The 27,000-nt window shown below is 71.3% G+C and carries 26 protein-coding genes; 10 read left to right on the top strand and 16 right to left on the bottom strand.

Features of this window, described 5'->3' with window-relative positions; genetic code table 11:
- The first annotated feature begins 8 nt into the window (after window positions 1-8).
- Window positions 9-1,538, top strand: a complete 1,530-nt coding sequence (locus ATC03_RS17800) for a DHA2 family efflux MFS transporter permease subunit (RefSeq protein ID WP_067880069.1) — start codon at window positions 9-11, stop codon at window positions 1,536-1,538.
- 103 nt (window positions 1,539-1,641) lie between these two features.
- On the opposite strand, the gene ATC03_RS17795 is transcribed toward ATC03_RS17800, so the two are convergent.
- The 4 genes from ATC03_RS17795 to kynA form a co-directional block, all read right to left on the bottom strand.
- On the bottom strand, window positions 1,642-2,145 hold the full coding sequence (locus ATC03_RS17795; RefSeq protein WP_067880066.1) for a hypothetical protein: 504 nt from the start codon (window positions 2,143-2,145) through the stop codon (window positions 1,642-1,644).
- Window positions 2,146-2,325: 180 nt separating this feature from the next.
- Window positions 2,326-3,549 (bottom strand): kynureninase, encoded by a 1,224-nt coding sequence (locus ATC03_RS17790; RefSeq protein ID WP_084003771.1) that lies wholly within the window; start codon window positions 3,547-3,549, stop codon window positions 2,326-2,328.
- Between the two features lie 32 nt (window positions 3,550-3,581).
- Window positions 3,582-4,598 (bottom strand): amidohydrolase family protein, encoded by a 1,017-nt coding sequence (locus ATC03_RS20665; protein ID WP_067880061.1) that lies wholly within the window; start codon window positions 4,596-4,598, stop codon window positions 3,582-3,584.
- Between the two features lie 4 nt (window positions 4,599-4,602).
- Window positions 4,603-5,394, bottom strand: a complete 792-nt coding sequence (kynA, locus tag ATC03_RS17780; protein ID WP_232338889.1) for a tryptophan 2,3-dioxygenase — start codon at window positions 5,392-5,394, stop codon at window positions 4,603-4,605.
- A 277-nt stretch (window positions 5,395-5,671) separates the two neighbouring features.
- Here kynA and ATC03_RS17775 point away from each other — a divergent pair, with 277 nt between their 5' ends.
- Complete coding sequence (locus tag ATC03_RS17775; RefSeq protein WP_067880056.1) at window positions 5,672-6,364, top strand: TetR/AcrR family transcriptional regulator; 693 nt, start codon at window positions 5,672-5,674, stop codon at window positions 6,362-6,364.
- A gap of 57 nt (window positions 6,365-6,421) precedes the next feature.
- On the opposite strand, the gene ATC03_RS17770 is transcribed toward ATC03_RS17775, so the two are convergent.
- Window positions 6,422-7,276, bottom strand: coding sequence for a VOC family protein (locus tag ATC03_RS17770; protein WP_067880054.1), 855 nt, complete (start codon window positions 7,274-7,276; stop codon window positions 6,422-6,424).
- A gap of 196 nt (window positions 7,277-7,472) precedes the next feature.
- Between ATC03_RS17770 and ATC03_RS17765 the strand changes: the two genes are divergently transcribed.
- A complete protein-coding gene (locus ATC03_RS17765) occupies window positions 7,473-8,000 on the top strand; it encodes a DUF1269 domain-containing protein (protein WP_067880051.1) in 528 nt (175 codons plus the stop codon).
- 22 nt (window positions 8,001-8,022) lie between these two features.
- Here ATC03_RS17765 and ATC03_RS17760 read toward each other — a convergent pair whose 3' ends face one another.
- Window positions 8,023-8,964: a phosphoribosylaminoimidazolesuccinocarboxamide synthase gene (locus tag ATC03_RS17760; protein WP_067880048.1), complete on the bottom strand. Its 942-nt coding sequence runs from the start codon at window positions 8,962-8,964 to the stop codon at window positions 8,023-8,025.
- 73 nt (window positions 8,965-9,037) lie between these two features.
- Window positions 9,038-10,351, bottom strand: coding sequence for a phosphoribosylamine--glycine ligase (gene purD / locus ATC03_RS17755; RefSeq protein ID WP_067880045.1), 1,314 nt, complete (start codon window positions 10,349-10,351; stop codon window positions 9,038-9,040).
- A 103-nt stretch (window positions 10,352-10,454) separates the two neighbouring features.
- Between purD and ATC03_RS17750 the strand changes: the two genes are divergently transcribed.
- Window positions 10,455-10,919, top strand: a complete 465-nt coding sequence (locus tag ATC03_RS17750; protein WP_067880042.1) for a sterol carrier family protein — start codon at window positions 10,455-10,457, stop codon at window positions 10,917-10,919.
- A gap of 46 nt (window positions 10,920-10,965) precedes the next feature.
- Window positions 10,966-11,502, top strand: a complete 537-nt coding sequence (locus ATC03_RS17745; protein WP_067880039.1) for a putative immunity protein — start codon at window positions 10,966-10,968, stop codon at window positions 11,500-11,502.
- A 36-nt stretch (window positions 11,503-11,538) separates the two neighbouring features.
- Here the strand turns inward: ATC03_RS17745 and ATC03_RS17740 are convergent, their stop codons facing one another.
- The 5 genes from ATC03_RS17740 to ATC03_RS17720 all read right to left on the bottom strand — a co-directional run bounded on the left by ATC03_RS17740 (window position 11,539) and on the right by ATC03_RS17720 (window position 15,365).
- A complete protein-coding gene (locus ATC03_RS17740) occupies window positions 11,539-11,838 on the bottom strand; it encodes a hypothetical protein (RefSeq protein ID WP_067880036.1) in 300 nt (99 codons plus the stop codon).
- A 10-nt stretch (window positions 11,839-11,848) separates the two neighbouring features.
- Complete coding sequence (locus ATC03_RS17735; protein WP_067880033.1) at window positions 11,849-12,220, bottom strand: hypothetical protein; 372 nt, start codon at window positions 12,218-12,220, stop codon at window positions 11,849-11,851.
- Window positions 12,221-12,292: 72 nt separating this feature from the next.
- Complete coding sequence (locus ATC03_RS17730) at window positions 12,293-13,093, bottom strand: heme ABC transporter ATP-binding protein (RefSeq protein WP_067882544.1); 801 nt, start codon at window positions 13,091-13,093, stop codon at window positions 12,293-12,295.
- Entirely contained in the window at window positions 13,090-14,187 is a 1,098-nt protein-coding gene (locus tag ATC03_RS17725; RefSeq protein WP_067880030.1) for a FecCD family ABC transporter permease, read from the bottom strand. Before ATC03_RS17725 ends, ATC03_RS17730 begins: the two co-directional genes overlap by 4 nt.
- Window positions 14,184-15,365 carry a heme/hemin ABC transporter substrate-binding protein gene (locus ATC03_RS17720; RefSeq protein WP_067880028.1) on the bottom strand — a complete coding sequence of 394 codons (1,182 nt, stop codon included), beginning with the start codon at window positions 15,363-15,365 and terminating at the stop codon, window positions 14,184-14,186. Before ATC03_RS17720 ends, ATC03_RS17725 begins: the two co-directional genes overlap by 4 nt.
- Before the next feature lie 153 nt (window positions 15,366-15,518).
- Between ATC03_RS17720 and ATC03_RS17715 the strand changes: the two genes are divergently transcribed.
- Window positions 15,519-19,619: an HtaA domain-containing protein gene (locus ATC03_RS17715; RefSeq protein ID WP_152031006.1), complete on the top strand. Its 4,101-nt coding sequence runs from the start codon at window positions 15,519-15,521 to the stop codon at window positions 19,617-19,619.
- Window positions 19,620-19,731: 112 nt separating this feature from the next.
- Entirely contained in the window at window positions 19,732-20,163 is a 432-nt protein-coding gene (locus ATC03_RS17710; RefSeq protein ID WP_227820155.1) for a hypothetical protein, read from the top strand.
- Between the two features lie 98 nt (window positions 20,164-20,261).
- On the opposite strand, the gene purF is transcribed toward ATC03_RS17710, so the two are convergent.
- Window positions 20,262-21,719, bottom strand: coding sequence for an amidophosphoribosyltransferase (purF, locus tag ATC03_RS17705; RefSeq protein WP_067880022.1), 1,458 nt, complete (start codon window positions 21,717-21,719; stop codon window positions 20,262-20,264).
- A 145-nt stretch (window positions 21,720-21,864) separates the two neighbouring features.
- Window positions 21,865-22,353 (bottom strand): carboxymuconolactone decarboxylase family protein, encoded by a 489-nt coding sequence (locus ATC03_RS17700; protein WP_067880019.1) that lies wholly within the window; start codon window positions 22,351-22,353, stop codon window positions 21,865-21,867.
- A 74-nt stretch (window positions 22,354-22,427) separates the two neighbouring features.
- Here ATC03_RS17700 and pdxR point away from each other — a divergent pair, with 74 nt between their 5' ends.
- Window positions 22,428-23,807, top strand: coding sequence for a MocR-like pyridoxine biosynthesis transcription factor PdxR (gene pdxR / locus ATC03_RS17695; RefSeq protein ID WP_198168745.1), 1,380 nt, complete (start codon window positions 22,428-22,430; stop codon window positions 23,805-23,807).
- A 40-nt stretch (window positions 23,808-23,847) separates the two neighbouring features.
- Here the strand turns inward: pdxR and ATC03_RS17690 are convergent, their stop codons facing one another.
- Window positions 23,848-24,282 carry a PaaI family thioesterase gene (locus ATC03_RS17690; protein ID WP_055862689.1) on the bottom strand — a complete coding sequence of 145 codons (435 nt, stop codon included), beginning with the start codon at window positions 24,280-24,282 and terminating at the stop codon, window positions 23,848-23,850.
- Window positions 24,283-24,358: 76 nt separating this feature from the next.
- Window positions 24,359-24,967 carry a zinc-binding alcohol dehydrogenase gene (locus tag ATC03_RS17685; protein WP_067880014.1) on the bottom strand — a complete coding sequence of 203 codons (609 nt, stop codon included), beginning with the start codon at window positions 24,965-24,967 and terminating at the stop codon, window positions 24,359-24,361.
- An 88-nt stretch (window positions 24,968-25,055) separates the two neighbouring features.
- Here ATC03_RS17685 and purM point away from each other — a divergent pair, with 88 nt between their 5' ends.
- Together purM and ATC03_RS17675 are read left to right on the top strand one after the other, a co-directional pair.
- Window positions 25,056-26,162 (top strand): phosphoribosylformylglycinamidine cyclo-ligase, encoded by a 1,107-nt coding sequence (gene purM, locus ATC03_RS17680; protein ID WP_067880010.1) that lies wholly within the window; start codon window positions 25,056-25,058, stop codon window positions 26,160-26,162.
- 17 nt (window positions 26,163-26,179) lie between these two features.
- Window positions 26,180-26,998, top strand: a complete 819-nt coding sequence (locus ATC03_RS17675; RefSeq protein ID WP_084003598.1) for an LLM class flavin-dependent oxidoreductase — start codon at window positions 26,180-26,182, stop codon at window positions 26,996-26,998.
- Window positions 26,999-27,000 lie beyond the last annotated feature (2 nt).

Here is a 27,000-nt window from a genome sequence, read left to right as displayed (position 1 = left end):
AATCACACATGACCACCGAACGAAAGCCATGGCCCGCCCTCTGGGCGCTCGTCATCGGCTTCTTCATGATCCTGGTCGACTCGACCATCGTCTCGATCGCCAACCCCACCATCATGCGCGACCTCGACACCGACCTCACGGCGGTGCTCTGGGTGACCAGCGCCTACCTGCTCGCCTACGCGGTGCCGCTGCTCATCACGGGCCGGCTCGGCGACCGCTTCGGGCCGAAGAACGTCTACCTCGTGGGCCTCGCGATCTTCACGCTCTCGTCGCTCTGGTGCGGGTTCTCCGACGACATCACCATGCTCATCGTCGCCCGCGTGGTGCAGGGCCTCGGTGCTGCGCTCATGACTCCGCAGACGATGGCCGTCATCACGCGCATCTTCCCGCCCACGCAGCGCGGCGCGGCCATGGGCCTCTGGGGTGCCGTCGCCGGTGTCGCCACGCTCGTCGGCCCGATCCTCGGCGGCGTGCTCGTCGACTCGCTCGGCTGGGAGTGGATCTTCTTCGTGAACGTGCCCGTGGGCGTCATCGCCTTCGTGCTCGCCGTGCGCCTCGTGCCGAAGCTCGAGACCCACCAGCACTCGTTCGACTGGCTCGGCGTCGTGCTGAGCGCGGTCGGCATGTTCCTCGTGATCTTCGGCATCCAGGAGGGTTCGACCTACGACTGGGGCACCATCACCGGGCCGATCACGGTCTGGGGCCTCATCATCAGCGGCATCGTCGTGCTCACCGCGTTCATCGTGTGGCAGCGGTTCAACCGCAAGGAGCCCCTGCTGCCGCTCGAGCTCTTCAAGGACCGCAACTTCGCCCTCTCGAACGGCGCGATCACGGTCGTCGGACTCGCGATCGTCGCGATGCCCCTGCCGCTCGCCTTCTACTACCAGGTCGCCCGTGGGCTCGAGCCCACCCAGGCGGCGCTCATGCTCGTGCCGATGGCGGTCGTCTCGGGCGTCATGGCGCCGTTCATCGGCCGCCTGACCGACCGTGTCGACCCCAAGTGGATCGCGTTCTTCGGCTTCACCATCACCGCGGTGTCGCTCTCGGCGATGTCGCTGCTGCTCTCGCCAGACGTCGAGCTGTGGGTGCTGCTGATCCCGGCTGCGGGACTCGGCCTCGGCCTCTCGGGCATCTGGGCGCCGCTCGCCTCGACCGCGACGCGCAACCTGCCGCCGCAGCAGGCGGGCGCCGGTTCGGGCGTCTACAACATGACCCGCCAGTTCGGCTCGGTCTTCGGCGCAGCCGCGATCACCGCACTGATGAACGCCCAGCTCGAAGCGAATCTGCCCGGGTATTCTCAGGCCGGCGGCGAGCAGGCGAGCACCGCGGGCCAGGCCCTCCCCGCGCAGATCGCGGGCGGCTTCACCGACGCCATGTCGCAGTCGCTCTGGCTGCCGGTCATCGCGTTCGCTGCCGGCGCCGTGCTCGTGCTCTTCTTCGCCAAGCCCAAGGTGACGGTCGCCTGGGGGCAGAAGGACGTCGATGCGAAGACGGATGCCGCGGGCCGGCCGACCGGGTCGCTCTCGACGGTCGACTGAGCTCAGCCCCCGAGCAACGACGAAGGAGCGTGTCGAGACCTTGCGGTCCCGACACGCTCCTTCGTCGTTCGGCGTGTTCCCCTTCGCCTGTCCTTGGGGCGGATCAGCGCCGGGTGATGCCCCGCACGATGAGCGCGAGCAGCAGCGCGGCGGCCGCGCCGACCGCGATCACGAGACCGGGGTTCTCGCGGTACTTCTCCTTCACGAAGCCGACGCCGTCGTCGATGGCACCGCGGCCCGACTCGTACGCGTGCTGCGCCTGGGCCTGGGCGGCGTCGAGCGCGTCGGCGCCGGCGTCCTTGACCTGCGTCGCGGCCGACTTGAGGCCGTCGACGGTGTCGTCGAGCGTGTCCTTGGCGCCGGCGACTGCGTCAGCGGCGGCATCCTTCGTCGCGGTGACGGCCGACTCGGCGGCGCCACGGGCGTTCTGCGTCGCATCCTTCACGTTCTCGGCCGCCGACGCCGCGGCACCCTTCACGTTCTCGGCGGTCGACGCCGCGGCATCCTTCACGCCGTCGACCGCGCCGGCCGCGGCATCCGTCGCCTGTGCTGCCGCTTCGCGTACCGAGTTCGCCGCGTTCGAAGTGGTTCGTTCCGTCTCCGACATGGTGGCCTCCAGCCGTTCGGGAACGGCGGCTCGTGATGAGCGCGCGCCGTTCCGGTGATCCGGCAATGCTAGGTCGGGCACCCGCCGATCGCCCGATCGTGCCCGAGGGGTTGTCACCGTGCGACGCGGGTGCTAGTCGATGCCGGCCTCGAGACGCTTCGTTCCTCGAGCGGGAGTCGGCTACGCGAGCCCGGCCCGCTCGAGCAGCACCTGCTTGAGCACGTCGCGCGTTGCGGCCATGCCGCGGTGCACCTCTTCGAAGCTCGTGGACAGCGGCGAGAGTCCGATGCGGATGCCGCCGGGATCGCGGTAGTCGGGAATCACGTCCTGCTGCCAGAGGCGGGCGACGACCTCGCGCATCTCGGGGTGGAAGAGCGTGACGTGGCCGCCGCGACGCTCGACGTCGTCGGGTGAGGCGAGGGTCACGCCGAGCGGCGCGAGCCAGTCGGCGGCGAGCGAGATCGCGTACTCGGTGAGCGCGATCGACTTCGCGCGGATCGCGGGCATGCCCGCTTCCTCGATCATCGCGAGCGTCTCCTGCATGGCGATCATGCCGACGATCGGCGCCGTGCCGCTGATGAAGCGCTGCATGCCGGGCGCCGGGCGGTACTCGGGCCCCATGAGGAACATGTCGGTCGTGCCCCACCAGCCCTGGATGGGCTGCTCGAGCACGTCCTGCAGGTCTTCGCGCACGTAGGCGAACGCGGGGGAGCCCGGCCCGCCGTTGAGGTACTTGTAGGTGCAGCCGACCGCGAGGTCGAAGCCCCACTCGTCGGCCTTCACGGGCACCGACCCCGCCGAGTGGCAGAGGTCCCAGAGCACGAGCGCGCCCGCGTCGTGCGCGATGCGCGTGAGCTCCGGCGCGTCGGCGAGGTACGCCGACCGGTAGGCGACGTGCGAGATCACGACGAGCGCGGTCTGCGGGCCGACGACTGCGGCGAGCTGCTCGGGCGTGACTCCGGAGGAGGTGTCGACCTCGATCCAGCGCAGGGTGAGTCCGCGCTCCTTCGCGATGCCGTCGAGCACGTAGCGATCGGTCGGGAAGTTGTCGGTGTCGAGCACGATCTCACGGCGGGCGGGGTCTCGGGCGACCTGGGCGTCGACGGCGGCGCGCGCGAGCTTGTAGAGCAGCACGGTCGTCGAGTCGCCGATGACCGTCTGGCCCGCCTTCGCGTCGATCACGGCTCGGCCGATGCGGTCGCCGATCTCGTTCGGCAGGCGCAGCCAGGACTCGTCCCACCCGCGGATCAGCCGCCCGCCCCAGCTCTCGCGCAGGAACTCCTCGACGCGGCCGATCGCCGACTTCGGCGGGCGACCGAGCGAGTTGCCGTCGAAGTAGACGAGATCGGTGTCGGCCCCCTCGAACTTCGCCCGGTGGTGTGCGAGCCCGTCGGAGCGGTCCATGCGTCGGGCGAACGCGAGCTGGGGGTCGAGCGTCACAGGGTCTCCAGTTCTTCGGCGGGCACGACGACGGCGGCGGCGAGCCAGGCGGGCAGGTCGTCGAGTGTCGCGGGTGCCGGGTCGGCCGCGAACGTCACGACGCCCTCGGCGGGTTCGTCGCGCGGCCAAGGGTCGGTCAGGGCGTCGAGCACGTCAGGTGCCGCGAGCCCCGCCTCGACGAGCAGGTCGAGTTCGCGCGGATTGACGCCGAGCGGCTGGTCGCCGTTGCCGAGATCGGTGCCGTAGAGCACGCGCCCGCCCGCGGCGTGGAACCGCCGGAGGTTGTCGACCGCGCGCTCGGCGTCGGGTGTGCGCTCCCCGTAGCCGGCGACGTAGAGCGTCGAGATCCACCGCTGCCCGAGCGCGACCGCCTGCGCGACGAGTTCGTCGTCGACGTGTTCGGTGAAGGGCGTGTGGGCGAGCGCGTCGACGCCGGCCTCGATCGCCAGCCGTGCCGTGCCGTCGCCCTCCACGTGGGCGACCACCGGCATCCGCCGTTCGTGCGCGGCCGCGACGATCTCGTCGAGCGTCGCCGTGTCGAACACGGGCCCGGCCGACGCGTTGAGGGCGACCTTGATGACGGATGCCCCGAACGCGTGCTGCTCGGCCACGGCCGCCTCGGCCGGCGAGGGCAGTGCGCCGCGCCCGTCGTCGGCGGCGGTCGGCACCTCGCGGGCGCAGCCCTCGACGGCCCAGGCGCGACCGACCGGATACCCGCCGGGCGCCGTGAGGAACGCGCCCGCGAAGTCGGCGCGGGGCAGCCCCTCGCGGCTACGGGCTGCGGTCACCACGTCGAGCGGGGCACCGAGGTCGACGACCCCGGCGAGGTTGCCGCCCGCGAGCGCATCGGGGCTGACGAGCATGAGGTGCACGTGGTGGTCGACGAAGGGTGGCAGGGCGACCCCCGTCGCGCCCGGATGCCCGCCGTTCAGCGACCGCCGCACGCGAGCGGCGAGCGGCCCGAGGTCGAGCCGGGAGGAGTCGAGCCGGGAGGAGTCGTCGAGCTGCGGCATCCGATCACCCGGGGATCTCGGTGCGTACGGCGTAGAGCTCGGGGAAGAACGTGAGCGAGAGCGCACGCTGCAGGAACGTCGCACCGCTCGACCCGCCCGTGCCCGACTTCGAGCCGATGATGCGCTCGACCGTCTTCAGGTGGCGGAACCGCCAGAGCTGGAAGTTGTCCTCGAGGTCGACGAGCTCTTCGCAGGTCTCGTACGCGGCCCAGTGCTGGTCGGTGTGCGCGTAGATCTCGGCGAAGACCGGCACGAGCTCGGGAACGAAGGTCCACGCCTGGGTCACATCGCGCTCGAGCACCGACTCGGGGATCGGGTACCCGGCCCGCGCGAGCAGCCGCAGGAACTCGTCGTAGAGGCTCGGCGTCTCGAGCGCCGCGGTCAGGATGGTGGTGGCTTCGGCATCCGCCTCGAAGACCTGCAGCATCTTCGCGTTCTTGTTGCCGAGCACGAACTCGACCGCGCGGTACTGGAACGACTGGAACCCGCTCGCGTTGCCGAGCACCCCGCGGAACTGCGCGTACTCGGCCGGCGTCAGCGTCGCGAGCACCGACCACTGCTCGGTCAGCGTCTTCTGGATGTGCTTCACGCGCGCGACGCACTTGAGGGCCCGCGCGAGCTCGTCGGCGCGCAGCAGGTCGCGCGCGGTCTCGAGCTCGTGCAGTACGAGCTTGAGCCACAGTTCGGTGGTCTGGTGCTGCACGATGAACAGCAGTTCGTCGTGGTGCTCGGGCCGCGAGATCGGCCGCTGCGCGCTCAGCAGGGTCGGCAGGTCGAGGTAGCCGCCGTAGCTCATGCGGTCGCTGAAATCCGTGACGACGGATGCCTCGATGCGGCGGGTGTTGCCTTCGACGCCCTCGGTGACGCTCTCGTCGGTACTCACGCGTCCAGCCTAGCCGCGGGGTCTCATCGTGAACGGGTCGGGCGCGGCGGGCGCTCCCCCCGACCGGTAGTACCGGCGGTCTGCCCGCCGCACCGCATCCTTCTCCCCCAAGAAGGCCGTTCGCCTCCGAATGGATGAAACGGAGTCGACCCTCCGAATACTATCGGATATCGCGCGTACAGTGAACTCCATGACGTCGAGCGCTTCACCGCGTCGCGATGCGCGACGCAACCACGAACGGCTCCTCGCAGAAGCGAGGACGCTCTTCACCGAGCGCGGAATCGATGCGCCGCTCGACGAACTGGCGACGCGCGCGGGCGTCGGGCCCGGCACCGTGTACCGCCACTTCGCGAATCGCGACGCCCTCATCCGAGAGCTCTACGACGCCGGCATCGGCGATCTGCAGGGGCTCGCGCCTGGAATCCTCGGTGCCGAGACCGGCTGGCGCTCGATCGAGCTCTACCTCGAGCGGCTCGCCGAGTGGCTCGCGGCCTCCCCCTACGTGCCCGCCGTGCTGCGGCGCATGGCCGAGCTCGACCCGACCTACAAGCCCGGAGCGGAGTTCGCCGAGGCGATCGCCGTCATGGTCGCCCGTGCGCAGGAGGAGGGCAGCCTTCGCACCGACGTCACGGCCGTCGACCTGAGCGTGCTCGTCGACATGCTCGGCAGCCTCGGGCAGTACGGCGGTGCCTACCTGCCGTTCTGGCGGCGCCAGCTCACGATCGTGCTCGACGGCCTGCGCGCGCGGCCCGACAACACTCCGGTGCCGGGCGTCGGGCAGGAGTTCGGGGAGTTCCACGACATGTCGCACGCCAAGGGGCCGACCCAGGCTGGGCCGGCGACGCCCGACTCGCCCGGCTCGCCGCTCTCGCTGGTCGAGTAGGCGCCACGCCCCCGTGGTCGAGTAGGCCCGCCAGCGCCGTATCGAGACCCGCCGCCGCTATCCGACGGCCGCCGACCCCGCGCGCACCTCGACGAGGTTCGCCCACGGGTCGTCGAACGACAGGCTGCGACCGTCGTCACGCGTCGCGACCTTGAAATGCGACATCCGCTCGCCCAACTCGCCGAGGTCGTCGGCGCTCGGCACGACGATCTCGACCTTGCCGAGCCCGAGTGCGAGCCCGCGGCGACCGGCGCCGCGACTGCCCCACGTGTTCATGGCCATGTGGTGGTGGTAGCCGCCCGCCGAGACGAAGAGCGCCTGGTCGCCCATGGCGGCCGTGGTCTCGAATCCGAGCCGGTCGACGTAGAACTCCCTGGCGCTCGCGATGTCGCCGACCGACAGGTGCACGTGCCCCACGACGGCGTCGCCGATGCCGGTACCGGATGCCGCGGCATCCGCTCCCCGTTGGCCGAGGTGTTCGCGAAGGTACTCGTTGGGGTCGAGGAAGATGGTCGCCATCTCGATCTGGCCGTGCACCCAGCTCCAGCCGGAGCGGTCGCGGTCGAAGTAGAGCTCGACGCCGTTGCCCTCGGGGTCGGTGAAGTAGAACGCCTCGCTCACGAGGTGGTCGGCGCTGCCCGTGAAGGTGCCCGGGTAGCGCGAGGCGACCGAGGAGATGGCGGTGGCGAGCGCCTCGCGGGAGTCGAAGAGCACGGCCGTGTGATACAGCCCGGCATCGCGCGGCGAGGCGTGCTTGAGCTCGGGGGAGTGCTGCAGGATCACGACTGGGGTCGTGCCGCGGCCGAGCACGGCGACCGGTCCATCGTGGCCCAGCATGTCGAGCGTGACACCGTCGCGGTAGTAGCCGATCATGCCGTCGAGGTCGCCGACGCGCAGGGTCACGGCGCCCATGCCGGTGTCTGCGGCCAGCAGGCCCGCGCCGTTCGGAGTTCCATTGGTTGTAAGCACAACTAATCATAACGCGCACGTCGGCCGGGTATTCCATCGGCGGTGAACTCGCCCTTGAAGCGGCGACATCGGCGTCTCTAGAGTGGAGCCCACACGCTCCGGGGGGACGCCGGGAGCATTCTTCAAGGGGGAACGAACCATGGGTATGGACAACCTGGTGCTCTACGTGGCGACGTACGACGACGCCGCGACGGCGACCGACGACTATCGCCTGCTCAAAGACGCGCAGTCGGCCGACGACCTCGAGGTCGTCTCGTCGGTCGTGCTGCGTCGCAGCGACGACGGCCGGGTCACCGTCGACGAGCACGGCACCGGCCAGGTCGCCGCCGGCGCGTGGATCGGCGGCGCGGCGGGCCTCGTCGTCGGACTCTTCTCGCCCCCGCTGCTCGCCGCCACGGCCATCGGCGCCGGTATCGGCGCGATCTCGGGCAAGCTGGCGAAGAAGCACGACGAGAAGAAGGTCGGGCTCGACCTCGAGCAGTACCTGCCGTCCGGCAGCTCCGCGATCGTCGCGGTCATCGACGACCGCTACCTCGATCGCATCGACAAGGCGCTCGGCCAGACCAGCAAGAAGGTCGACAAGGCCATCGACCGCGACGACTACGAAGCGCTCGAGAAGGCCATCAGCGAGGGCGGCGACAAGATCGCGAAGGCCATCGCCTCGTAGGCCACCCTCCTGGGCAGTACAGCTAGACGCCGAGACGGTCGAGCAGCTCGCGGTACTTCGCCGCGGTCTGCTCGACGATCTCGTGCGGCAGGGTCGGCGCGTGCTCGACGACGGACTGATCCCAGTTCGCGGCGAGCCAGTCGCGCACGATCTGCTTGTCGAAGCTCGCCATGCGACGCTCGGGCGTGGTCTCGGACTCGTACGTCGCGGCATCCCAGTACCGGCTCGAATCGCTCGTGAGCACCTCGTCGCCGAGGGTCACGATGCCCGTGGCACGGTCGGCGCCGAACTCGAACTTCGTGTCGGCGAGGATGAGGCCGCGCGACTCGGCGATGGCCTGGGCCTTGGCGAAGATCTCGAGCGAGAGCTCGCGCAACTGGGCCGCGACCACCTCGCCCACGATCTCGACCGTGCGCTCGTAGCTGATGTTCTCGTCGTGCTCGCCGAGCGGCGCCTTCCAGGCCGGCGTGAAGATCGGCTCGGGCAGGCGGTCGCCGTTCGAGAGCCCCTCGGGCAGACGGATGCCGCCGATGGCACCGGTCTGCTGGTACTCCTTCCAGCCGCCGCCCGTGATGAAGCCGCGCACGACGCACTCGATCGGGAACATGTCGAGCGTGCGGCAGAGCGTCGCCCGGTCGGCGAGCTCGGCGGGCACCTCGGGCAGGTCGAGCGCCTGCAGGCGATCGTCGAGCGGGTGGGCGAGGTGGTTGGGCACCTCGGGCAGCTGGCCGAACCACCAGCGCGTGAGCTCGGTGAGCATCGCACCCTTGCCGGGGATCGCCGGCTCGAGCACCTCGTCGAACGCGCTCACCCGATCGCTCGCGACCACGAGCACCACGGGCGAGAGCCGCAGCGGGTCGCCGGTCCAGGTGTCGTCGTCGTCGAGCACCGAGGTCGGCACGTACAGGTCGCGCACCTTGCCCGAGTAGACGTGGGTCCAGCCGGCGTACTCGGTGTCGGTCATGGTGCTCCCTGGTTCTGGTTGCTCGGCTGTTCTGGTTGCTGGGCGTCGGTGCTCGGCGCTGCGGCGCGGCGACCTACTCCGTCACGCGCGCGGCGATGTCGGTGCGGTACTGGCCGCCGTCGAGGCGCAGGTGTCCGAGCGCTTCGTAGGCGCGGCGACGGGCCTCGCCGAAGTCCTCGCCGACGGCGACGACGTTGAGCACGCGGCCGCCGGTCGCGAGCAGTGGCGGGTCGATGTCGGGTTCGGTCACCGCACCGATGGCGGTCGCCGCGTGCGCGATGTGCACACCGGGAACGGATGCCGCGGCATCCAGCCCCTCGATGGCGCGACCGGTCTCGGGGGCCTCGGGGTACCCCTCGCTCGCGAGCACGACCGTGACCGCGGCGTCTGGGCGGAACTCGGGGCGGGGCAGTCCGCCCAGCCCGCCCGTGGACGCGGCGAGCAGCAGGCCCGACAGCGGGGTCGCGAGCCGCGGCAGCACGACCTGGGTCTCGGGGTCGCCGAAGCGCGCGTTGAACTCGATCACGCGGATGCCGCGGGTCGTGAGGATGAGCCCCGCGTAGAGCAGGCCGATGAACGGCGTCTGCTCGTCGGCGAGCTGCTTCACGGTCGGCAGCGCGATCGTGCGGATGACCTCGTCGACGAAGGCCGCTTCGCTGCCGAAGTCGGCGTCGAGCCACGGCAGCGGCGAGTACGCGCCCATGCCGCCCGTGTTCGGGCCCTGGTCGCCGTCGCGCAGGCGCTTGTAGTCCTGCGCAGGCGAGAGCGGCAGCACGTGCGTGCCGTCGGAGAGCAGGAACAGCGAGACCTCCTGGCCGTCGAGGAACTCCTCGACGAGCACGGGCCCCTGCTGCAGGTAGTGGGCCGCGTGCGCGAGCGCGGCGTCGCGGTCTTCGGTGACGAGCACGCCCTTGCCGGCGGCGAGGCCGTCGGCCTTCACGACGTACGGAGCGCCGAACTCGTCGATCGACGCCTCGACGTCGGCGAGGGTCTCGGCGAGGCGCGCACGGCCGGTGGGCACGTTCGCCTCCTCCATGATGCGCTTCGCGAAGGTCTTGGAGCCCTCGAGCGCGGCGGCCGCCTTGCCCGGGCCGAACACGGGAATGCCGCGGGTGCGGAGCGCATCGGCGACGCCCGCGACGAGCGGGGCCTCGGGGCCGATGATGACGAGGTCGACGTCGTTCTCGAGCGCGTACTCGGTGACGACCGAGCGGTCGGTCGGGTCGAGTGCGATCGTCTCGACGCTGCCGCGGGCCGAGGAGGTCGCGGATGCCGCGATGCCGGCGTTGCCCGGTGCGGCGATGATCTCGTGCCCGGCCTCCTCGTCGAGGAGCGCGAGGATGATGGCGTGCTCGCGCGCGCCCGAGCCGAGGATGAGGATTCGCACCGGTTCAGGCTACCCGATCGGGCTCCCGGCCCCCGCGGCGTGACGCCCGTCGATGCGCGTGACGACGGGACCCGTGACCGTGGCGTGAGGGAGGATGGAGCACATGGCACGAGCGAGGATCGGCGACGACGAGGGGCGCGCGGCGGTGGCCGCCTGGCGGGCGGCATCGCGCGCGGCATCCGGAGCGCCCGGCGACGGCGACGGCGACGGCGACGGCGACGGCGACGGCGAGCCGGCCGCAGCTGGGCCGCCCGCGGCATCCGCCCCTCCATCGGTCGACCGCGCCAGCCTGGCGCTCGCCGTGCGCTACTCGCTGCAGCTGCTCGCCGAGCGCGCCCCGGGCGGCACCGTCGAGGTGCGCGTACCGCCGTTCGCCGCGGTGCAGTGCGTCGAGGGGCCCAAGCACACACGCGGCACCCCTCCCAACGTGATCGAGACGGATGCCGCGACCTGGCTGTCGCTGGCCACGGGCGCGCTGACCTGGGCCGACGCCCGAGACGCGGGCCGCGTGCACGCCTCCGGCCAGCGCGCCGACCTCGAGGGTCTGCTCCCGGTGCTGCGGGCCTGAGCGCTCGTTCCGAGACGATCGTCGGAATCCGTGGCAGGCTGCTGTGATGCAGTCACCGCAGACCTTGGATGAACCCGACCGTCGCCTGGCCGCGTCGTGGGCGGCGGACTGCGCCGAACGCGTCCTGCCGTTGTTCGAAGCCGAGGCACCCGACGACGATCGGCCCGCCGACGGCATCGCCCGGGCCAGGGCCTACGCCAGGGGCGAGGTCGACGCCGCGGGCCAGATCCGCGTACGGTTCGTCGCCGGTCGTGCCGCGCAGGCGGTGAGTTCGCCGGCCGCGGTCGCTGCGGCCCGTGCCGCAGCTCAGGCCGCCGGCGTCGCGCACATGGGCGCGCACGCGCTCGGCGCGGCGGCCTACGCCGCGAAGGCCGCGAGTCTCGCCGCGCCCGACCGCCCGAATGCCCTGCACGACGAGGTCGCCTGGCAGCTCGAGCACCTGAACGGCGCGACGCGCTCCGCACTGCTGCGGCTGCCGCTGCTCGGCACGGACTCGGCCGGCCCGCTCGGTTCCGGGCTGCTGGCGTCGGGCGTGCTCGGGTCGACGATCCGCGAGATCCAGGCCGCGATCCGCGCCGTGTGATCTGCGCCGTGTGAGGGGCGGCGCGGCGTGCTCGGGCTACTCGACCGCCGCTTCGCCCTCTGCTCGGCCGCCGATGGTCCTCCGCCGTTCGCGCCGCCCGCCGAGCACCCAGCCGGTCGCGAACGCGCTGATAACGGCGGCGACGGCGATCAGGGCCCAGCCCCAGCGCTGCGCGACCGGCATGATCGGTAAGCCGCCGACGAAGCCGAAGTCGCCGACGGCCTGGTACGCGAACCAGCCGAACGACGCGGACTGCCCCGGGACCACCACCAATACGACGCCCACGATCGCGAGTACGATCGTCGCGACGCCGACCGTCACGAGCCGGATCCTCATGCGTGCTCCCTCATGCGTGTTCCTTCGTATCGTGATCCGTCTGCGCCCAGAGGTGCCGCGGCGGCACCGCCTCCCACGGCCAGGTCTCGGGCGCGCCGGCCTCGACGACCTTGTAGCTCGGCGCGCCACGGATGCAGAGCCCCCAGAAGCGGGTGCGTCCGCACGACTCGCACGTCACGAAGCTCACGATCGTGTACTTCAGGTCGGATGCCGCGAGGGCCAGCATGTCGCCCAGTGGAACGTCGCTCCGCAGCACTCGCATGCGTCCATCTGCAACACGTTCCTCGAGAGCGGCGGACGTCTTCGTGATGTCGATATCGTGCGGCGGGGTGCCGGTGTTGTGCACCAGCGCGGAGTCGCACGTTGCGCAGTCGGTTCCCATCCCGAAACTGTACCGACGCCGAGACCTGCGGGTGCGCTGGACAGGGACGATGACCGGCGGGAGTGGCGACGCTCAGCGAACCGGCAGCACGAGCGGGACGCCCGTGCGCGGGTGCTCGATCACGTCGACGGGCTGTCCGTAGACGGCCTCGATGCGGTCGGCGGTGAGCACGTCGGCGGGGGAACCGTGCGCGACGACGCGTCCGCGTTCGAGCAGGGTGATCTCGTCGGAGTAGGCCGCTGCGAGGTTCAGGTCGTGCAGCACGACGACGACGGCGTCGCCCTCGGCGGCCTGGGCGCGCGCGAGGCGAAGCACATCCTCCTGATGCCGAAGGTCGAGCGCCGCGGTCGGCTCGTCGAGCAGCAGCACGGGGGAGCGCTGGGCGAGCACGCGGGCGAGCGCGACGCGGGCCTTCTCGCCGCCCGAGAGATCGGCGACGGGGCGATCGGCGAGGTGCGAGACATCCGTCGCCGCCATCGCGCGATCGATCTCGCGGTCGTCGTCGTCTTCGGCGGGGGTGCGCGCCCAAGGGTGGCGGCCCATCTCGACGATCTCACGCGAGCGGAACGAGAAGGTCACACTGTGCTCCTGCGTGAGCACGGCGCGGGTGCGCGCGAGTTCGCGCAGCGGCCACTCGGCGAGCGGGCGATCCCGCAGCACGACCCGCCCGGACGAGGGCACGCGGTCGCCGGCCAGCACCGAGAGCAGCGTCGACTTGCCGGCGCCGTTGGGTCCGAGCAACGCGTGCACGCGGCCGGGAATCGCCGCGAACGAGACATCCGTCAGCAGTTGCGCGCGATCGATCGTGACCGAGACGTGCTCGGCGACGAGGCCGCCCACGAGGCCGCCCACGCGCGACGTGGTCGGGCTCATCGCCACCCTCCCGCACCCTTGCGCTGGCGCCGAAGCAGCCAGAAGAAGAACGGCCCGCCCACGAGTGAGGTGAGCATGCCGATCGGCAGGTCGGCCATCGGCACGGCGGTACGCGCGACCAGGTCGGCGACGAGCAGCAGCAGGGCGCCGCCGAGCGCGCTCGCCGCGATGAGGCCGCGGTGGGCCGGGCCGATCACCATGCGCATGAGGTGCGGCACGATGAGGCCGACGAAGCTGATGATGCCCGCGAACGCGACGGCCGCGCAGGTGAGCACCGCGACCAGCACGATCGAGACGATGCGCACGCGCTCGACGTTGACGCCGAGGTGACGTGCGCTGCGCTCGCCGAGCGAGAACAGGTCGAGCTGTCGCGCGAGCACGAACGCGAACACGAGCGACACGGCGACGAGCGGCGCGATGACGCCGATCTCCTGCCAGCGCGAGCCGTTCAGCGATCCGAGCTGCCAGAAGATGATCTCCTCACGACTGGCGGTGTCGCCGAGGAACGTGAGCAGGGCCAGTCCGCCAGCGGCGAACGCGTTGACCGCGATGCCGGTGAGCACGAGCGTGACGACCTCGGTGCGCCCGCCCGAACGGCTCGCGAGGTAGACGACCATCGTCGTCGCGAGTCCGGCGAGGAACGACGCCCCGGCGGTCACCCAGTCGCTCGTCGCGGTCAGGCCGAAGACGATCGTGACCGCGGCACCGAGTGCCGCGCCCGACGAGACGCCGACGACCCCCGGCTCGGCGAGCGGGTTCGCGAACACGGCCTGCATGATCGTTCCCGCGACCGAGAGCGCCGCGCCGATCAGGATCGCGGCGACGATGCGCGGGAAGCGGATCGTCCAGAGGGCCGCGTCGACATGCGGTGCGGCCGCCGGCGCATCGCTCAGGCCGAGGCCGCGCAGCAGGCTGTTCCACACCTCGCCCGGTGCGATCTGCAGCTGGCCCATACCGGCGGAGACGAGCGCGAAGACGACGAGCGCGACCGAGAGCCCCGTGAACAGCGCGATGCGTCGGCCGGTCGAACGCCGGGTCTCGAGCGGGGCGGATGTCGCGACGGTCGCTTCTGGGGAGGCCTCGAGCCGAGTCATTCGCCCGTGCCCTCTGCGCTGCCGGAGCCGTTGCCGGTGTACGCGCCCGCCGCGGCGGGCGCGTACACCGCTCGCGCGAGCGCGTCGACGACGGCCGGTGTGCGCGGACCGAAGCCGAGGATCTCGGTGTCGGCCATGTCGACGATGCGCCGATGCTCGCCCGCGGGCGTCGCGGCGAGTGCCGGAAGGCGTTCGAGCAGTCCGTCGACGCCGCCGGTGGAGGCGAGGCCCTCGGTCATGACGAGCACGACGTCGGGTGCGGCCTGCACGAGCGCCTCGGCGGTGACGGGCCGCATGCCCTCCCAGCCGATCTCGCCGGCGACGTCGAAGCCGCCGACCGCGTCGATGAGCGAGTCGGCACCGGACTCCTCGCCGAAGAGGTAGTAGACGTTCGCGCTGCCGCGGACGTAGAGGAAGATCATCCGGGGCCGATCGGCCGGGTCGGCCGGGATCGACGCCTCGATCGGCGTCGTGACGGCGGCGAGCTCGGTGTCGATCGCGGACTTCAGCAGCTCGGCTCGCTCGGGCACCCCGAGCGCGGCGGCGATCTGGTCGACGAGCTCGCCGATGTTCTCGACGCTCCGCTCCTTGGAGACGATGACCACCGGGATACCGGCGTCACGCAGCTGCGCGAGCGCGTCGCGCGGGCCGAGCGTGGTGTCGGTGATCACGACCGTCGGGGCGAGCGAGAGCACGGCCTCGGCCGACAGCGTGTGGCCCTCCTGCGTGACCTCGGGCAGGTCGGCCGCTTCGGCGAACCCGGTCGACGAGTCGCGGCCGACGACCTGGTCGCCGAGCCCGAGGCTGAACACCGTCGCGGCGATCGTGCCGGTGATGTCGAGCGGCAGGATACGGTCGGTCGACTCGACGACGACCTCGACGCCGTCGACGCCGGTCACGGTCAGGGGAACGGCGGAGGTCTCGTCGGATTCGATGACCGGCAGGCTCGTATCGGCGAGGCAGGCCGTCGACGGGCCGTCGATCGTGCGAACGTCGGCCGCGAGCTCGAGCTGGTCGAACGGAGTCGAGGCGCCGGGGCACTCCGCCTCGGCGGATGCGCCGTCGATGGAGGCGCCTGCTCCGGTACCTGCGCCGGGCGTCGCGCAGCCCGCGAGCGACAGCGCCACGAGTGCCGCGAGCGTCGTGAGGGCGGCGCGCGCGTTTCGATGTCTCTTCATATTGAGGGTAGCCTTACCTCACCTTGCGCGGTGAGCGATCGTCCGCTTATGTTAGATGAGCCTAACCTAACTTCAGGCATCCCCCTCACCCGCTGCTTCGCCTCGGAACCCCTGGTTTCGTCGTGCTCGCGCGCCGACCCGGAGGTCCGCGTCTTGACGTCGCATCTGCCCACAGCTCCGCCTTCCCAGCCCGGAGCGAGTGCTCCGCCCACGGTCCGACGATGGCTGGCGGCACTGCTCGCCGCACTCCTCGTCATCGGCGGCACGAGCTTCGGCGCGGCCGCGGCGATGGCCGACGAACTCGCGCCCGCCCCGGTGCTCTCGGTCACGCCGGCGGCAGAGGTCGACCCCGCCGTCGAGAACACGTTCACCGTGTCGGGCACCGGCTACGTCGGTGCGGGCGCGGTCAATGGCGCATACGTGCTCCTCGGTGCGCAGTCGGTCTGGCAGGGTGGGGGCCCCCTGGTCAGCTCCGGATGGCTCGCGCAGGCGTGGGTGCCCGCCGCGCAGATCATCGGCGGTGCGTTCACCACGACGATCAAGATCCCGGCCGGCACGTTCGATTCCGCGGTGACGTACCAGGTCGCCTCATCGGCGGCGCACGGCCTGTCGGTGACGGATCGCACGCTCGACGCGTTCGCGCCCATCACCGTCAAGCAGCCCGCTCCGCCCGAGCAGGTCGCGAACCCGGTGCTGTCGGCCACGCCGGCGACCGAGGTCGACCCCGCCGTCGAGAACACGTTCACCGTGTCGGGCACGGGCTACGTGGGTGCCGGCGCTGCGAGCGGCGCCTATGTGCTGCTCGGTGCGCAGTCGGTCTGGCAGGGCGGCAGTGCGCTGCCCGGCTCCGGATGGCTCGCCCAGGCATGGGTTCCCGCCGCGCAGATCGTCGGCGGTGCGTTCACGACCACGATCAAGATCCCGGCCGGCACCTTCGATCCGAAGGTGACGTACCAGGTCGCCTCGTCGGCGGCGCACGGGCTGTCGGTCACCAACCGCACCCTCGACGCGTTCGCGCCCATCACGGTCAAGCAGCCCGCACCCGTCGCGAGCCCCGTGCTGTCGATCACCCCGGCGACGGATGTCGATGCCGCCGTCTCGAACACCTTCACCGTCTCCGGCACGGGCTACATCGGCCCGGGCGCCGCGAGCGGCGCCTACGTGCTGATCGGCACCCAGTCGGTCTGGCAGGGCGGCACTGCCCTGCCCAGCGCCGGATGGCTCGCGCAGGCCTGGGTGCCCGCCGCCCAGATCGTGAACGGCGCGTTCACCACGACGATCACCGTTCCCGCGGCGAAGTTCGACCCGTCGCTGACGTACCAGGTCGCATCGTCGGCGGCGCACGGCCTCTCGGTGACGAACCGCACGCTCGACGCGTTCGCGCCCATCACGGTCAAGCAGCCCGCGCCCGAGCCGGCGAAGCCGACGCTGTCGGTGTCGAAGACCGAGGGGTTGAACCCCTCTGGTGAGGATCTGACGATCACGGCGGAGAACTACGCGACCGGGTTCAAGTCCTCCTACGCCCCGGGCGAGGCCGGGTTCTACCTCCAGGTCGGCTGGCTGGCCGAGACCTGGAAGCCCTCCGAGAAGGCGCCCTCCTCGGCCCGCACGAACGCCGCCAACACGTGGGTCGCCGATGAGGCGAACACGATCGCGCCCACGAAGTGGACGAAGAACGTCGACGGCACTGCGGATGTCTCGTGGACCATCGAGGTGACGAAGGCCGCGATCGATGCGAAGGCGAAGGACGGGTACACGCTCGCGGTGTTCACGCTCGGCGCCGGTGGTGCCGTGCAGGCCGCGAACGAGCTCGCCGTGCCGATCAGCTTCGCGCCGGCGACGCCGACCCTGTCGGTGTCGAAGACGGAGGGTCTGAACCCCGCGGGTGAAGACCTGACGATCACGGCGGAGAACTACGCGACCGGGTTCAAGTCCTCCTACGCTCCGGGCGAGGCCGGGTTCTACCTCCAGGTCGGCTGGCTGGCCGAGACCTGGAAGCCCTCCGAGAAGGCGCCCTCCTCGGCCCGCACGAACGCCGCCAACACGTGGGTCGCCGATGAGGCCAACACGATCGCGCCGACGAAGTGGACGAAGAACGTCGACGGCACGGCGAACGTGTCGTGGAAGGTGAACGTGACCAAGGCCGAGCTCGACGCGAAGGCGAAGGACGGGTACACGCTCGCGGTCTTCACGCTCGGCGCCGGTGGTGCCGTGCAGGCCGCGAACGAGCTCGCCGTGCCGATCAGCTTCGGCGCGCCGATCGAGGCCCCGAAGCTGAGCGTCGAGCCCGTCGCGGGGGTCGACCCGGCGACGAAGAACACGCTCACGATCACGGGCACCGGCTTCACCGGGGCGGGTGCCGCGAACGGCGCGTACGTGCTCGTCGGCGAGACCTCGATCTGGAACGGTCAGGGCCCGCTCGTCAACGACGGCTGGATCGCGTCGACGTGGGTGCCGACCTCGAAGATCGTCGACGGCTCGTTCACGACGACCTTCACGATCGCGGCCGGCAGCTTCGACCGCTCGAAGACCTACCAGGTCGCCTCGTCGGCAGCCCACGGGCTCTCGGCGACCGACCGCTCGCTCGACGCGTTCGCGCCGATCACGCTCCTCCCGAGCACGGGCGGCGGCAACAACGGCGGCAACAACGGAGGTGGCACCGGCGGCAACCCCGGCGGTGGCACCACCACGCCGCCCGTCGTGATCGCGGCCGGTTCGCTCGACTGGGGCGTCTCCAGCTCGTTCCGCGCGTACATCACGGGCGTCAACGCGAACGGCTCGATCGCCGTCGGCGGCGGCGCCAGCTCGAACGGCTCGTCGTTCCGCTTCGTGCAGTCGGGCAGCTCGTTCAGCCCGATCACCACGACCGGCTCGGCCGACTACGCCGGAACCGTGCGGTTCACGGGCCACAACGGTGCACTCGACCTGAGCTTCAGCAACCCGACCCTCGTTGCCAAGGGTGTCGGTTCGGCGGCGCTCGTCGTCTCGGTGAACGGCGACCGCGTCGAGCTCGCATCCGTCGACCTGGGGTCGGCGACGCGTTCGATCGTCGATGGAGCGACGCGCTTCGCCAGCGCCCCGGTCACCCTGAGCTCGGCCGGAGCAGCCGCCTTCCAGGGCTACTACGGAGCAGGTCAGAGCCTCGACCCGCTCACCGTCGTGATCGGCTCGGCCGGTGTCGCCGCGGGCGGCAACGGCGGCGGTACGGTCGTCGTCGCATCCGCACCCTCGGCGGCGGCCGTGAAGAAGAGCTTCCCGGCCACCCCGCCCGCGACGACCGGCATCGTGCTCGATGCCGCGTCGCTCGAGGCGCTCGGTGCGGGTCAGCGCGTCACCGTGACGGCCGGCGGCTTCGAACCGAACGAGTCGGACGTCGCGGCCGTCGTCTATTCGACGCCGATCGTGCTCGCCGAAGACCTGTCAGCCGACGCGGCGGGCAACGTCACCTGGACGGGCAGCATTCCCGCTTCGCTCGAGCCGGGCACGCACACCCTGACCTTCCAGGGCTCGACGTCGGTCGGCGTGCAGTTCGTCGTGCCGGCCGCGGCCGCCGGCACCTGCAAGGTGACCGCTGGAAGCCTCGACTGGGGCTTCAAGGAGTCCTTCCGCAGCTACCTGACGAGCGGCATCGCCAACGGCGACTGGACGCTCACCGGCGTCACCGAGAATGGCGGCATCTTCGCCTTCACGACCGCGTCGGGCACGCTCGACGAGTCCGGTCGAGGCGTGCTCGCCTACGACGGCACGATCGAGTTCACCGGCCACGACGGCGCCCTCGACACGACGATCGCCAACCCGAAGATCGAGCTCGACGGCGAGGGCGGCGCGACGCTGCTGCTCGACGTCGCGGGCACGACGCAGGACGGCGCGCCGATCGACCTGAAGTCGGTGCGCTTCGCCGACCTCGAGCTCACAGACGGTGTCGAGGTCGTCGACGGTGTGCTGACCGGCGAGGCGACGGCAGTGCTCACGACCGACGGCGCGGCCGCGTTCGGAACGTACCCGGCCGGCGAGGAGCTCGACCCGGTGTCGTTCACCGCCACCGTCTCGAGCGACTGCGTCGTGGCCGCTCCGGCCGCGGTCGAGGCCGCCGACGTCGACGACGCGAAGGCGAAGTCGACCGCGATCGACGAGACCGCAGACGCCGGATCGACGTGGTGGATCTGGGCGCTCTCGGCCGCGCTCCTGGTGATCGTGCTCGCGATCGTCGCCGTGCTCGTCATCCGCTCGCGTCGCAACTCGACCCAGAGCTGACACCGAGTCACCCGCCGGGCCGTCGACCTCACCGGGTCGGCGGCCCGGCGTCGTCTTCAGCGGGTCGGATGCCGCGCGGCGGGCGTTCAGCCGCATGCGCGACAATGGTGGGGTGAGCAACGCCCCCATCCCCGCCGAGTCGAACGAGCCCGCGGCCACCGCAGCCGTCGAGCCGATCATCGTCGAGTCCGCCGCACCCCAGCCCGCTGCGGCATCCGAGGTCCTCATCGAGACCGAGGTCACGAGCGACACCGTCACCGTGCGTCGCGCGCCGAAGTACGGCCGGTTCATGACGCTCGGCGCCGGTCTCGGCGCGATCGTCGCGCTCGTGCTGACGCTCTCGTTCACGCCGCAGCAGAGCGAGTTCGTGCCGGTCGGCACCGACGGCGGCCAGGTGTTCGGGTTCCTGCTGCTGATCTGCGCCTCCATCGGCGTCGCCCTCGGCGCCCTCGTCGCGCTCGCGTTCGACCGTGCCCTGGCCAAGCGCGCGGCGTCGGTCGGCGTCGAGCACGAGGTCGCGCACCGCGTCGACGAGACGCCTTAACGCTCGCCCCCAGACGTCGAAGGGCCGCCCCGTGATCGGGGCGGCCCTTCGTGCCTTCGCCGTGCACGCGACATCCGGATGCCGCGTGCCGACGTCGTTCAGCTGAGCTGCGTCTGCTCGACCCAGCCGAGGTACTCCTCGCTGACCGTGCCCGTGACGTACTCGCCCGTGAAGCACGACAGGTCGAGCGCCTCGATGGAGGTGCCCTCGGTGATCGCGGCCTGCAGGTCGGCGACCTCCTGGTAGATCATGTGGTCGGCGCCGAGCTCGGCCCCGATCTCGGGAATCTTGCGGTCGTGCGCGATGAGCTCCTGACGCGAGGGCATGTTGATGCCGTACACGTGCGGGAAGCGCACGGGGGGTGCCGCCGAGGCGAAGGTCACCTTGTTCGCCCCGGCGTCGCGGGCCATCTGCACGATCTGCTGCGAGGTGGTGCCGCGCACGATCGAGTCGTCGACGATGAGGATGTTCTTGCCGCGGAACTCGGTGCCCATGGCGTTCAGCTTCTGACGCACCGAGCGCTTGCGCTCCGACTGGCCGGGCATGATGAACGTGCGGCCGACGTAGCGGTTCTTGTAGAAGCCCTCGCGGTATTCGATGCCGAGCTTCTGGGCGACCTGCATGGCCGACGGGCGCGACGAGTCGGGAATGGGCATGACCACGTCGGCATCGCCGAGCGGCATGTGCTTCGCGATCGTGTCGGCGAGGCGATCGCCCATGCGCAGGCGCGACTCGTAGACCGAGATGCCGTTCATGACGGAGTCGGGGCGGGCGAGGTAGACGTACTCGAACGAGCACGGCACGAGGCGCGGGTTCTTGGCGCACTGGCGCGAGATCATCTGGCCGTCGAGCGTGATGAAGATCGCCTCGCCGGGCTCGACGTCGCGCACGATCTCGTAGTCGCCGTTCTCGAGCACGAGCGACTCGGAGGCGACGATCCACTCCTCCTTGCCCTTGGAGGTGACGCGGCGTCCGAGGATCAGCGGGCGGATGCCGAACGGGTCGCGGAACGCGAGCAGGCCGTGGCCGGCGATGAGCGCGATGACCGCGTAGGAGCCCTCGACGCGCTCGTGCACCTGCTCGACCGCGGCGAACACCTGGTCGGGGTCGAGGTCGAGGCCGGTGATCTGCCCCTGCAGCTCGGTCGCGAGCACGTTCAGCAGCATCTCGGTGTCGCTCGTCGAGTTCACGTGGCGACGGTCGATGCGGAACAGGTCTTCGCTCAGCTCGCGCGTGTTCGTGAGGTTGCCGTTGTGCACGAGGATGATGCCGTACGGCGCGTTCACGTAGAACGGCTGGGCCTCCTCCTCGCGCTCGGCCGCGCCCTTGGTCGTGTAGCGCACGTGGCCGAGGCCGATGTTGCCCATGAGCGAGCGCATGTCGCGCGTGCGGAACGCCTCGCGCACCTGCCCGCGCGCCTTGGCCATGTGGAACACGGGGCCGTCGGCGGTCGCGATGCCGGTCGAGTCCTGACCGCGGTGCTGCAGGAGGAGCAGGCTGTCGTAGACCTGCTGGTTGACGGGTTCGGTCGAGACGATTCCGACGATGCCGCACATGCGAGCGATGGCTCCTCGAAGGTGGGGGAAGGGTGTCCGAGCGGACTGCACAATCCTCCCACACGTGCGCGTGTGAGCCGACTGGGTGCGGGCTGGTGCTCGGCTGAGCATCGAGCGTCGCACCTGCGCGGCATCGGCGGCCTGATCAGCCGCGCTTCTTGGCCCGCCAGCCGCGCGTCGCGACCGAGATCTCGTTCCACGCGTTGATCGACACGAGCAGTGCGAGCAGTGCGGCGAGCTCGTCATCGGTGAAGTGAGCGGATGCCTCGCTCCACACTCCGTCGGGCACGTGCGTCTCCGAGAGGCGGGTCACCGAGTCGGTCAGCGCGAGGGCGGCACGTTCGCGGGCGGTGAAGAAGTTGGCCTCGGGCCACACGGCGACGGCGAAGATGCGCTGGTCGGATTCCCCGGCCTCCCTGGCGTCGTGGGAGTGCAGGTCGACGCAGTAGGCGCAGCCGTTGAGCTGCGAGGCGCGCAGCTTCAGCAGGTCGCGGAGTCCCTGCTCGATGCCGGCGCGGTCGGCCTCGGCGGAGGCGGCGTCGTCGAGCGCGCTGACGGCGCGGGTGAAGGCGGGCGCGACGCCGTCGAAGTCGAGGCGGCGGGCGGGGGTGATGGTCGTCGTCGTCGTGGTCATGGGGTTCACGGTACGGAGCGAGATCGACGCTGGTAACGTCCATTCCCATGGCGGATGACTGGGCCAATGCTGGATTGGATCTCCACGTCGTGCTCGACCCACGGCACAAGGTGCAATCGCTCGAGCGCGCGTTGCGCGACGCCATCGACGACGGCTCGCTCGCGGCCGGAACGCGGCTGCCCGCCTCGCGCGCCCTCGCCGCCGATCTCGGCATCGCGCGCAACAGCGTGGTCGAGGCCTACGAGCGCCTGCTCGGCGAGGGGCGGCTCGAGGCTCGCGTCGGATCGGGCACCAGGGTGCGCGAACGCATCGCCCCCTCACCGGCCTCGGCGTTGGCACCGGTCACGCGTTCGACGCGGTTCGAGCTCGACCTCAGGGGCGGGCTGCCCGACGCCTCCGCCTTCCCGCGGTCGGCCTGGCTGGCCGCCATGCGCGAGGCGCTCGCCGAGGCGTCGAGCGCCTCGCTCGGCTACGGGCCGACCGAGGGTGTCGCGCCGTTGCGGGCCGCGCTGGCCGAGTACCTCGCCAGGGCCAGGGGCGTCCGCGCGCAGGCCGGCGACGTCATCGTCACGCACGGGTTCGGCGAGCTGCTCGCGCTCGTCGCCCGCGCGATCGCGACCCGAGGCGGCCGCCGCATCGCCGTCGAGGCGTACGGGCACGTCTCGCACCGCGAGGTGCTCGAGGCGGCCGGACTCGAGCTCGTACCGCTCGCGGTCGACGCCGAGGGGGTCGACGTGGCCCGCCTCCACGACGCGGCCGTCGATGCCGTGCTCCTGACCCCGGCGCACCAGTTCCCGACGGGCGTGCCGCTCTCGTCGGCGCGTCGAGCCTCGCTCGCCGAGTGGGCCGCCACCGGGGGCATCGTGATCGAAGACGACTACGACGGCGAGTTCCGCTTCGACGGGCGCTCGATCGGGGCGTTCCAGTCACTCGCGCCCGACTCCACCGTCTATGGCGGCACGGCGAGCAAGGCGCTCTCGCCCGCCGTCGGCATCGGCTGGGGCGTCGTGCCGCCGATGCTCCGCGACGGGGTGCTCGCCGCGCGCCGACGCACGGGCGCGGCGACCGACGCGATCGGGCAGGCGGCGCTCGCCGTGCTCGTCGCCTCGGGCGGATACGACCGCAGCGTCCGCACCCTGCGCACGCGCTACCGGGCCCGCCGCGAACGGTTCGAGGGGCTGCTCGCCGAGGGCGCGCCCGACGCGAAGGTGCTCGGCCTCGCCGCCGGCCTCCACTGCCTGCTCGAACTGCCCGAGGGTGTGCGCGAGGAGGACGTCGTCGCGGCCGGAGCCGAGCGCGGCCTGCGCTTCGACGGCCTCGCCGCCTATGCGGCCGACCGGGCCACGGCGTCGAGCCGGCCGCCGACGATGGTCGTCGGGTTCGGCGCACCGCCCGACCTGCGCTTCGAGCAGGCCGTCGCGGCGGTCATCGCCTCGATCGACGCGGCACGCTGAGCCGTTCGCGATGCCCGAGGCGCAGGCGGCACCGGCGGCGTCAGTACTCCGACGGCTTCGCGAGCACGGCCATCGTGCAGCGCGACACGCAGACGAGCTTGCCGTTGTCGTCGGTGATGCGGATGTCCCACACCTGCGTCGTGCGGCCGCGGGTGATCGGCCGCGCCTCGCCGTGCACGAACCCGTCGGCGACCGGGCGCACGTGGTTCGCGTTGATCTCCATGCCGACGCAGTAGAACTGCTCGGGGTCGACGGTGAAGCTCGCGCCCCAGCTCGCGAGGGTCTCGGCCAAGGCGACGGATGCCCCGCCGTGCAGCACGCCGCCCGGCTGACGCGTGCGGCCGTCGACCGGCATCCGTCCCTTCAACGATTCATCGGTGACCTCGGTCATCTCGATGCCGAGGGAACGGATCGCGGTGCCCTCGCAGCGTGCATTCGCCCACTCGACCGAGGGCTCGCCGAACCAGATGCTCATGCCTCCGAGTCTGGCACGCCTCCCGCCTCCGCCGGTCGAGGAGCACAGCGTCTCGAGACCAGCGCCCCGGGAACCCCTACGCCAACTCCGCGATGATCGGATGGATCGCATCGTCGAACGCCGACGCATCCGACCGCAGCGAATCCGTCACCGCGACGGTCTTCTCGCCGATCCACCAGACGCCGGACGTCGCGAGCGGCAGCACCTCGACGTTCAACTCGAACGAGTGGGCCCGGCGTCCGACTTCGCGTTCGTGCTCGGCGATCGTGCCGGCGTAGGCGCGGTACGAGTCGCCGCGCCGCGCACTGGATGCCGCACGGTAGGAGTCCTGCGTCCATTCGGCCCAGGCGCGCGCGGCCTCGGCGTGCGCCGGGATCGCGGCGAGCAGCACCTCGGCGCCCGAGACCGGCAGTGCGATCTCCGTGTCGTACGCCTCGACGAGTTGCAGGGGCACGGCCGACGGATGCGCCTCGGGTTCGACCGTCATCGCCCACCAGTCGCGCCACTGCGCCTCGAGCAGGTCGTGCTGGTCGATGACGAGCGTCGCGCCGACCTTGCCGACATCGCGCACTCGCGGCAACTCGACCGGGGATGCGACCCCGAGCGCCGCGCGGAGGTACAACGCGATCAGCACCGGCCGACTCGCGTTCTCTCGGATCACCCACGACGGTGTGCCCTCGTGCATGCCCGGATTCTACGCTCGGGCGGGTCGCGCGGCCGGGATGCCGGGACGAGCGGGTTTCGGCGTGCCGTGCGCCGGGTACCCTTGTCGGGTGAGCGCGAACTCGTCCTACGCCGCTGCCGGAGTCGACACCGCAGCAGGCGACCTCGCCGTCGAACTCATGAAGGCCTCCGTGGCCGCGACGCACGGTCCCAACGTGCTCGGCGGCGTCGGCGGATTCGCGGGGCTCTTCGACCTGTCCTTCGCGAAGGCGTACGAGCGGCCGCTGCTCGCCACGTCGACCGACGGCGTCGGCACGAAGATCGCGATCGCGCAGGCACTCGACAAGCACGACACGATCGGTCAAGACCTGGTCGGCATGGTCGTCGACGACATCGTCGTGGTCGGCGCGAAGCCGCTCTTCATGACCGACTACATCGCGTGCGGCAAGGTCGTGCCCGAGCGCATCGCCTCGATCGTCACCGGCATCGCGAAGGCGTGCGCCGAGACGGGCACCGCGCTCGTGGGCGGCGAGACCGCCGAACACCCGGGGCTCATGGGCGTCAACGACTACGACGTGGCCGGTGCGGCCGTCGGCGTGGTCGAGGCCGACCGCCTGCTCGGTGCCGAGCGCGTGCGCGACGGCGACGCGGTCATCGCGATCTCCTCGAGCGGCCTGCACTCCAACGGATTCTCCCTCGTGCGTCACATCCTGGCGAACGCGGGCCTGCACTACGGCGACACCGCGGCCGACCTCGGCACGACCTGGGGCGAGGCGCTCCTCGAACCGACCCGCCTGTACAGCGGCCCGCTCGTCGAACTGCTCGCCGACGAGCGGCTCGGTTCGAGCATCCACTCGCTCTCGCACGTCACCGGTGGCGGCATCGCCGCGAACCTCGCCCGCGTGATGCCGGTCGGCTCGTGGGTCGAGGTCGACCGTTCGACGTGGTCGCCCGCCGCGGTCTTCCGCTCGCTGAGCGCGCTCGCCGGTTCGACGCTCGAGAGCTCCGAGGGCACCTGGAACCTCGGCATCGGCTTCTTCGCCGTCGTCGAGGCGGATGCCGCGGCCGACGTGATCGCCGCGCTCGAGCGGCTCGGTCTGCCGTCCTGGCAGGCCGGCACGGTCACCATCGGCGCGCGCGACCTCGACGGCTTCGAGCAGGGCGCCAAGGGCGTCGACGGCGGAGCGGTCCGCCTCGTCGGCGGTTACTCGAGCTGACCTCCGGGGTTCGACGCATGTCGCAGACGAACGCACCGGCACCGCACACCGCACAGGCCGTCTCGATCGGCCTGATGGGCACGACCTCGCCCGAGACGCTGCTCGCGCTCGCCCCGCGCATCGAGCGCCTCGGCTTCGACGCGCTCTGGCTCAACGACGTGCCGGGCGGCGACTCGCTCGACGGACTCCGCGTCGCGGCATCCGTCACCTCGAACCTGCGCCTGGCGACCGGCGTGATCCCCGTCGACCGTCGTCCCGCCGCATCGCTCGACGTCGACGGCCTGCCCGTCGGGCGTACGTCGCTCGGCATCGGCTCTGGCCGTGCACCGCGGCCGCTCGGCGCCGTGCGCGATGCGATCGCCGAGCTGCGCGAGCGGACCGATGCGTCGATCGTGGTCGGCGCGCTCGGACCGCGGATGCGCCGCCTCGCGGCCGAGGAAGCCGACGGCGTGCTGCTCAACTGGCTGACTCCGGATGCCGCGTCCACCGCGATGCGCGAGCTCGCCGCCGACGCGAACGGTCGCCCGACCCGCGGCGTGCTCTACGTGCGCACGATCGTCGACGAGGCGGCCAGGCCGATGCTCGTCGAGGAGTCCACGAAGTACGACGCGTTCCCGGCCTACTCGGCCAACTTCGACCGGCTCGGGTTCCGGGCGATCGAGTCCACGATCGACGACGCGGCCGGTCTCGCGGCGTACGCGCGTGCGAGCGACCCGCTCGACGAGGTCGTGCTGCGAGCGATCACTCGGGGTTCGACGCGCGCCGAACTGGAGTCGTTCGTCGAGCAGGCGGCCTCATGGCGCGCAGAACTCGCGGAAACGCACAAGTACAGCTGAGC

This window comes from Agromyces aureus (assembly GCF_001660485.1).
Lineage (GTDB): Bacteria > Actinomycetota > Actinomycetes > Actinomycetales > Microbacteriaceae > Agromyces > Agromyces aureus.
This window is presented reverse-complemented; position numbering and strand designations above follow the sequence as displayed.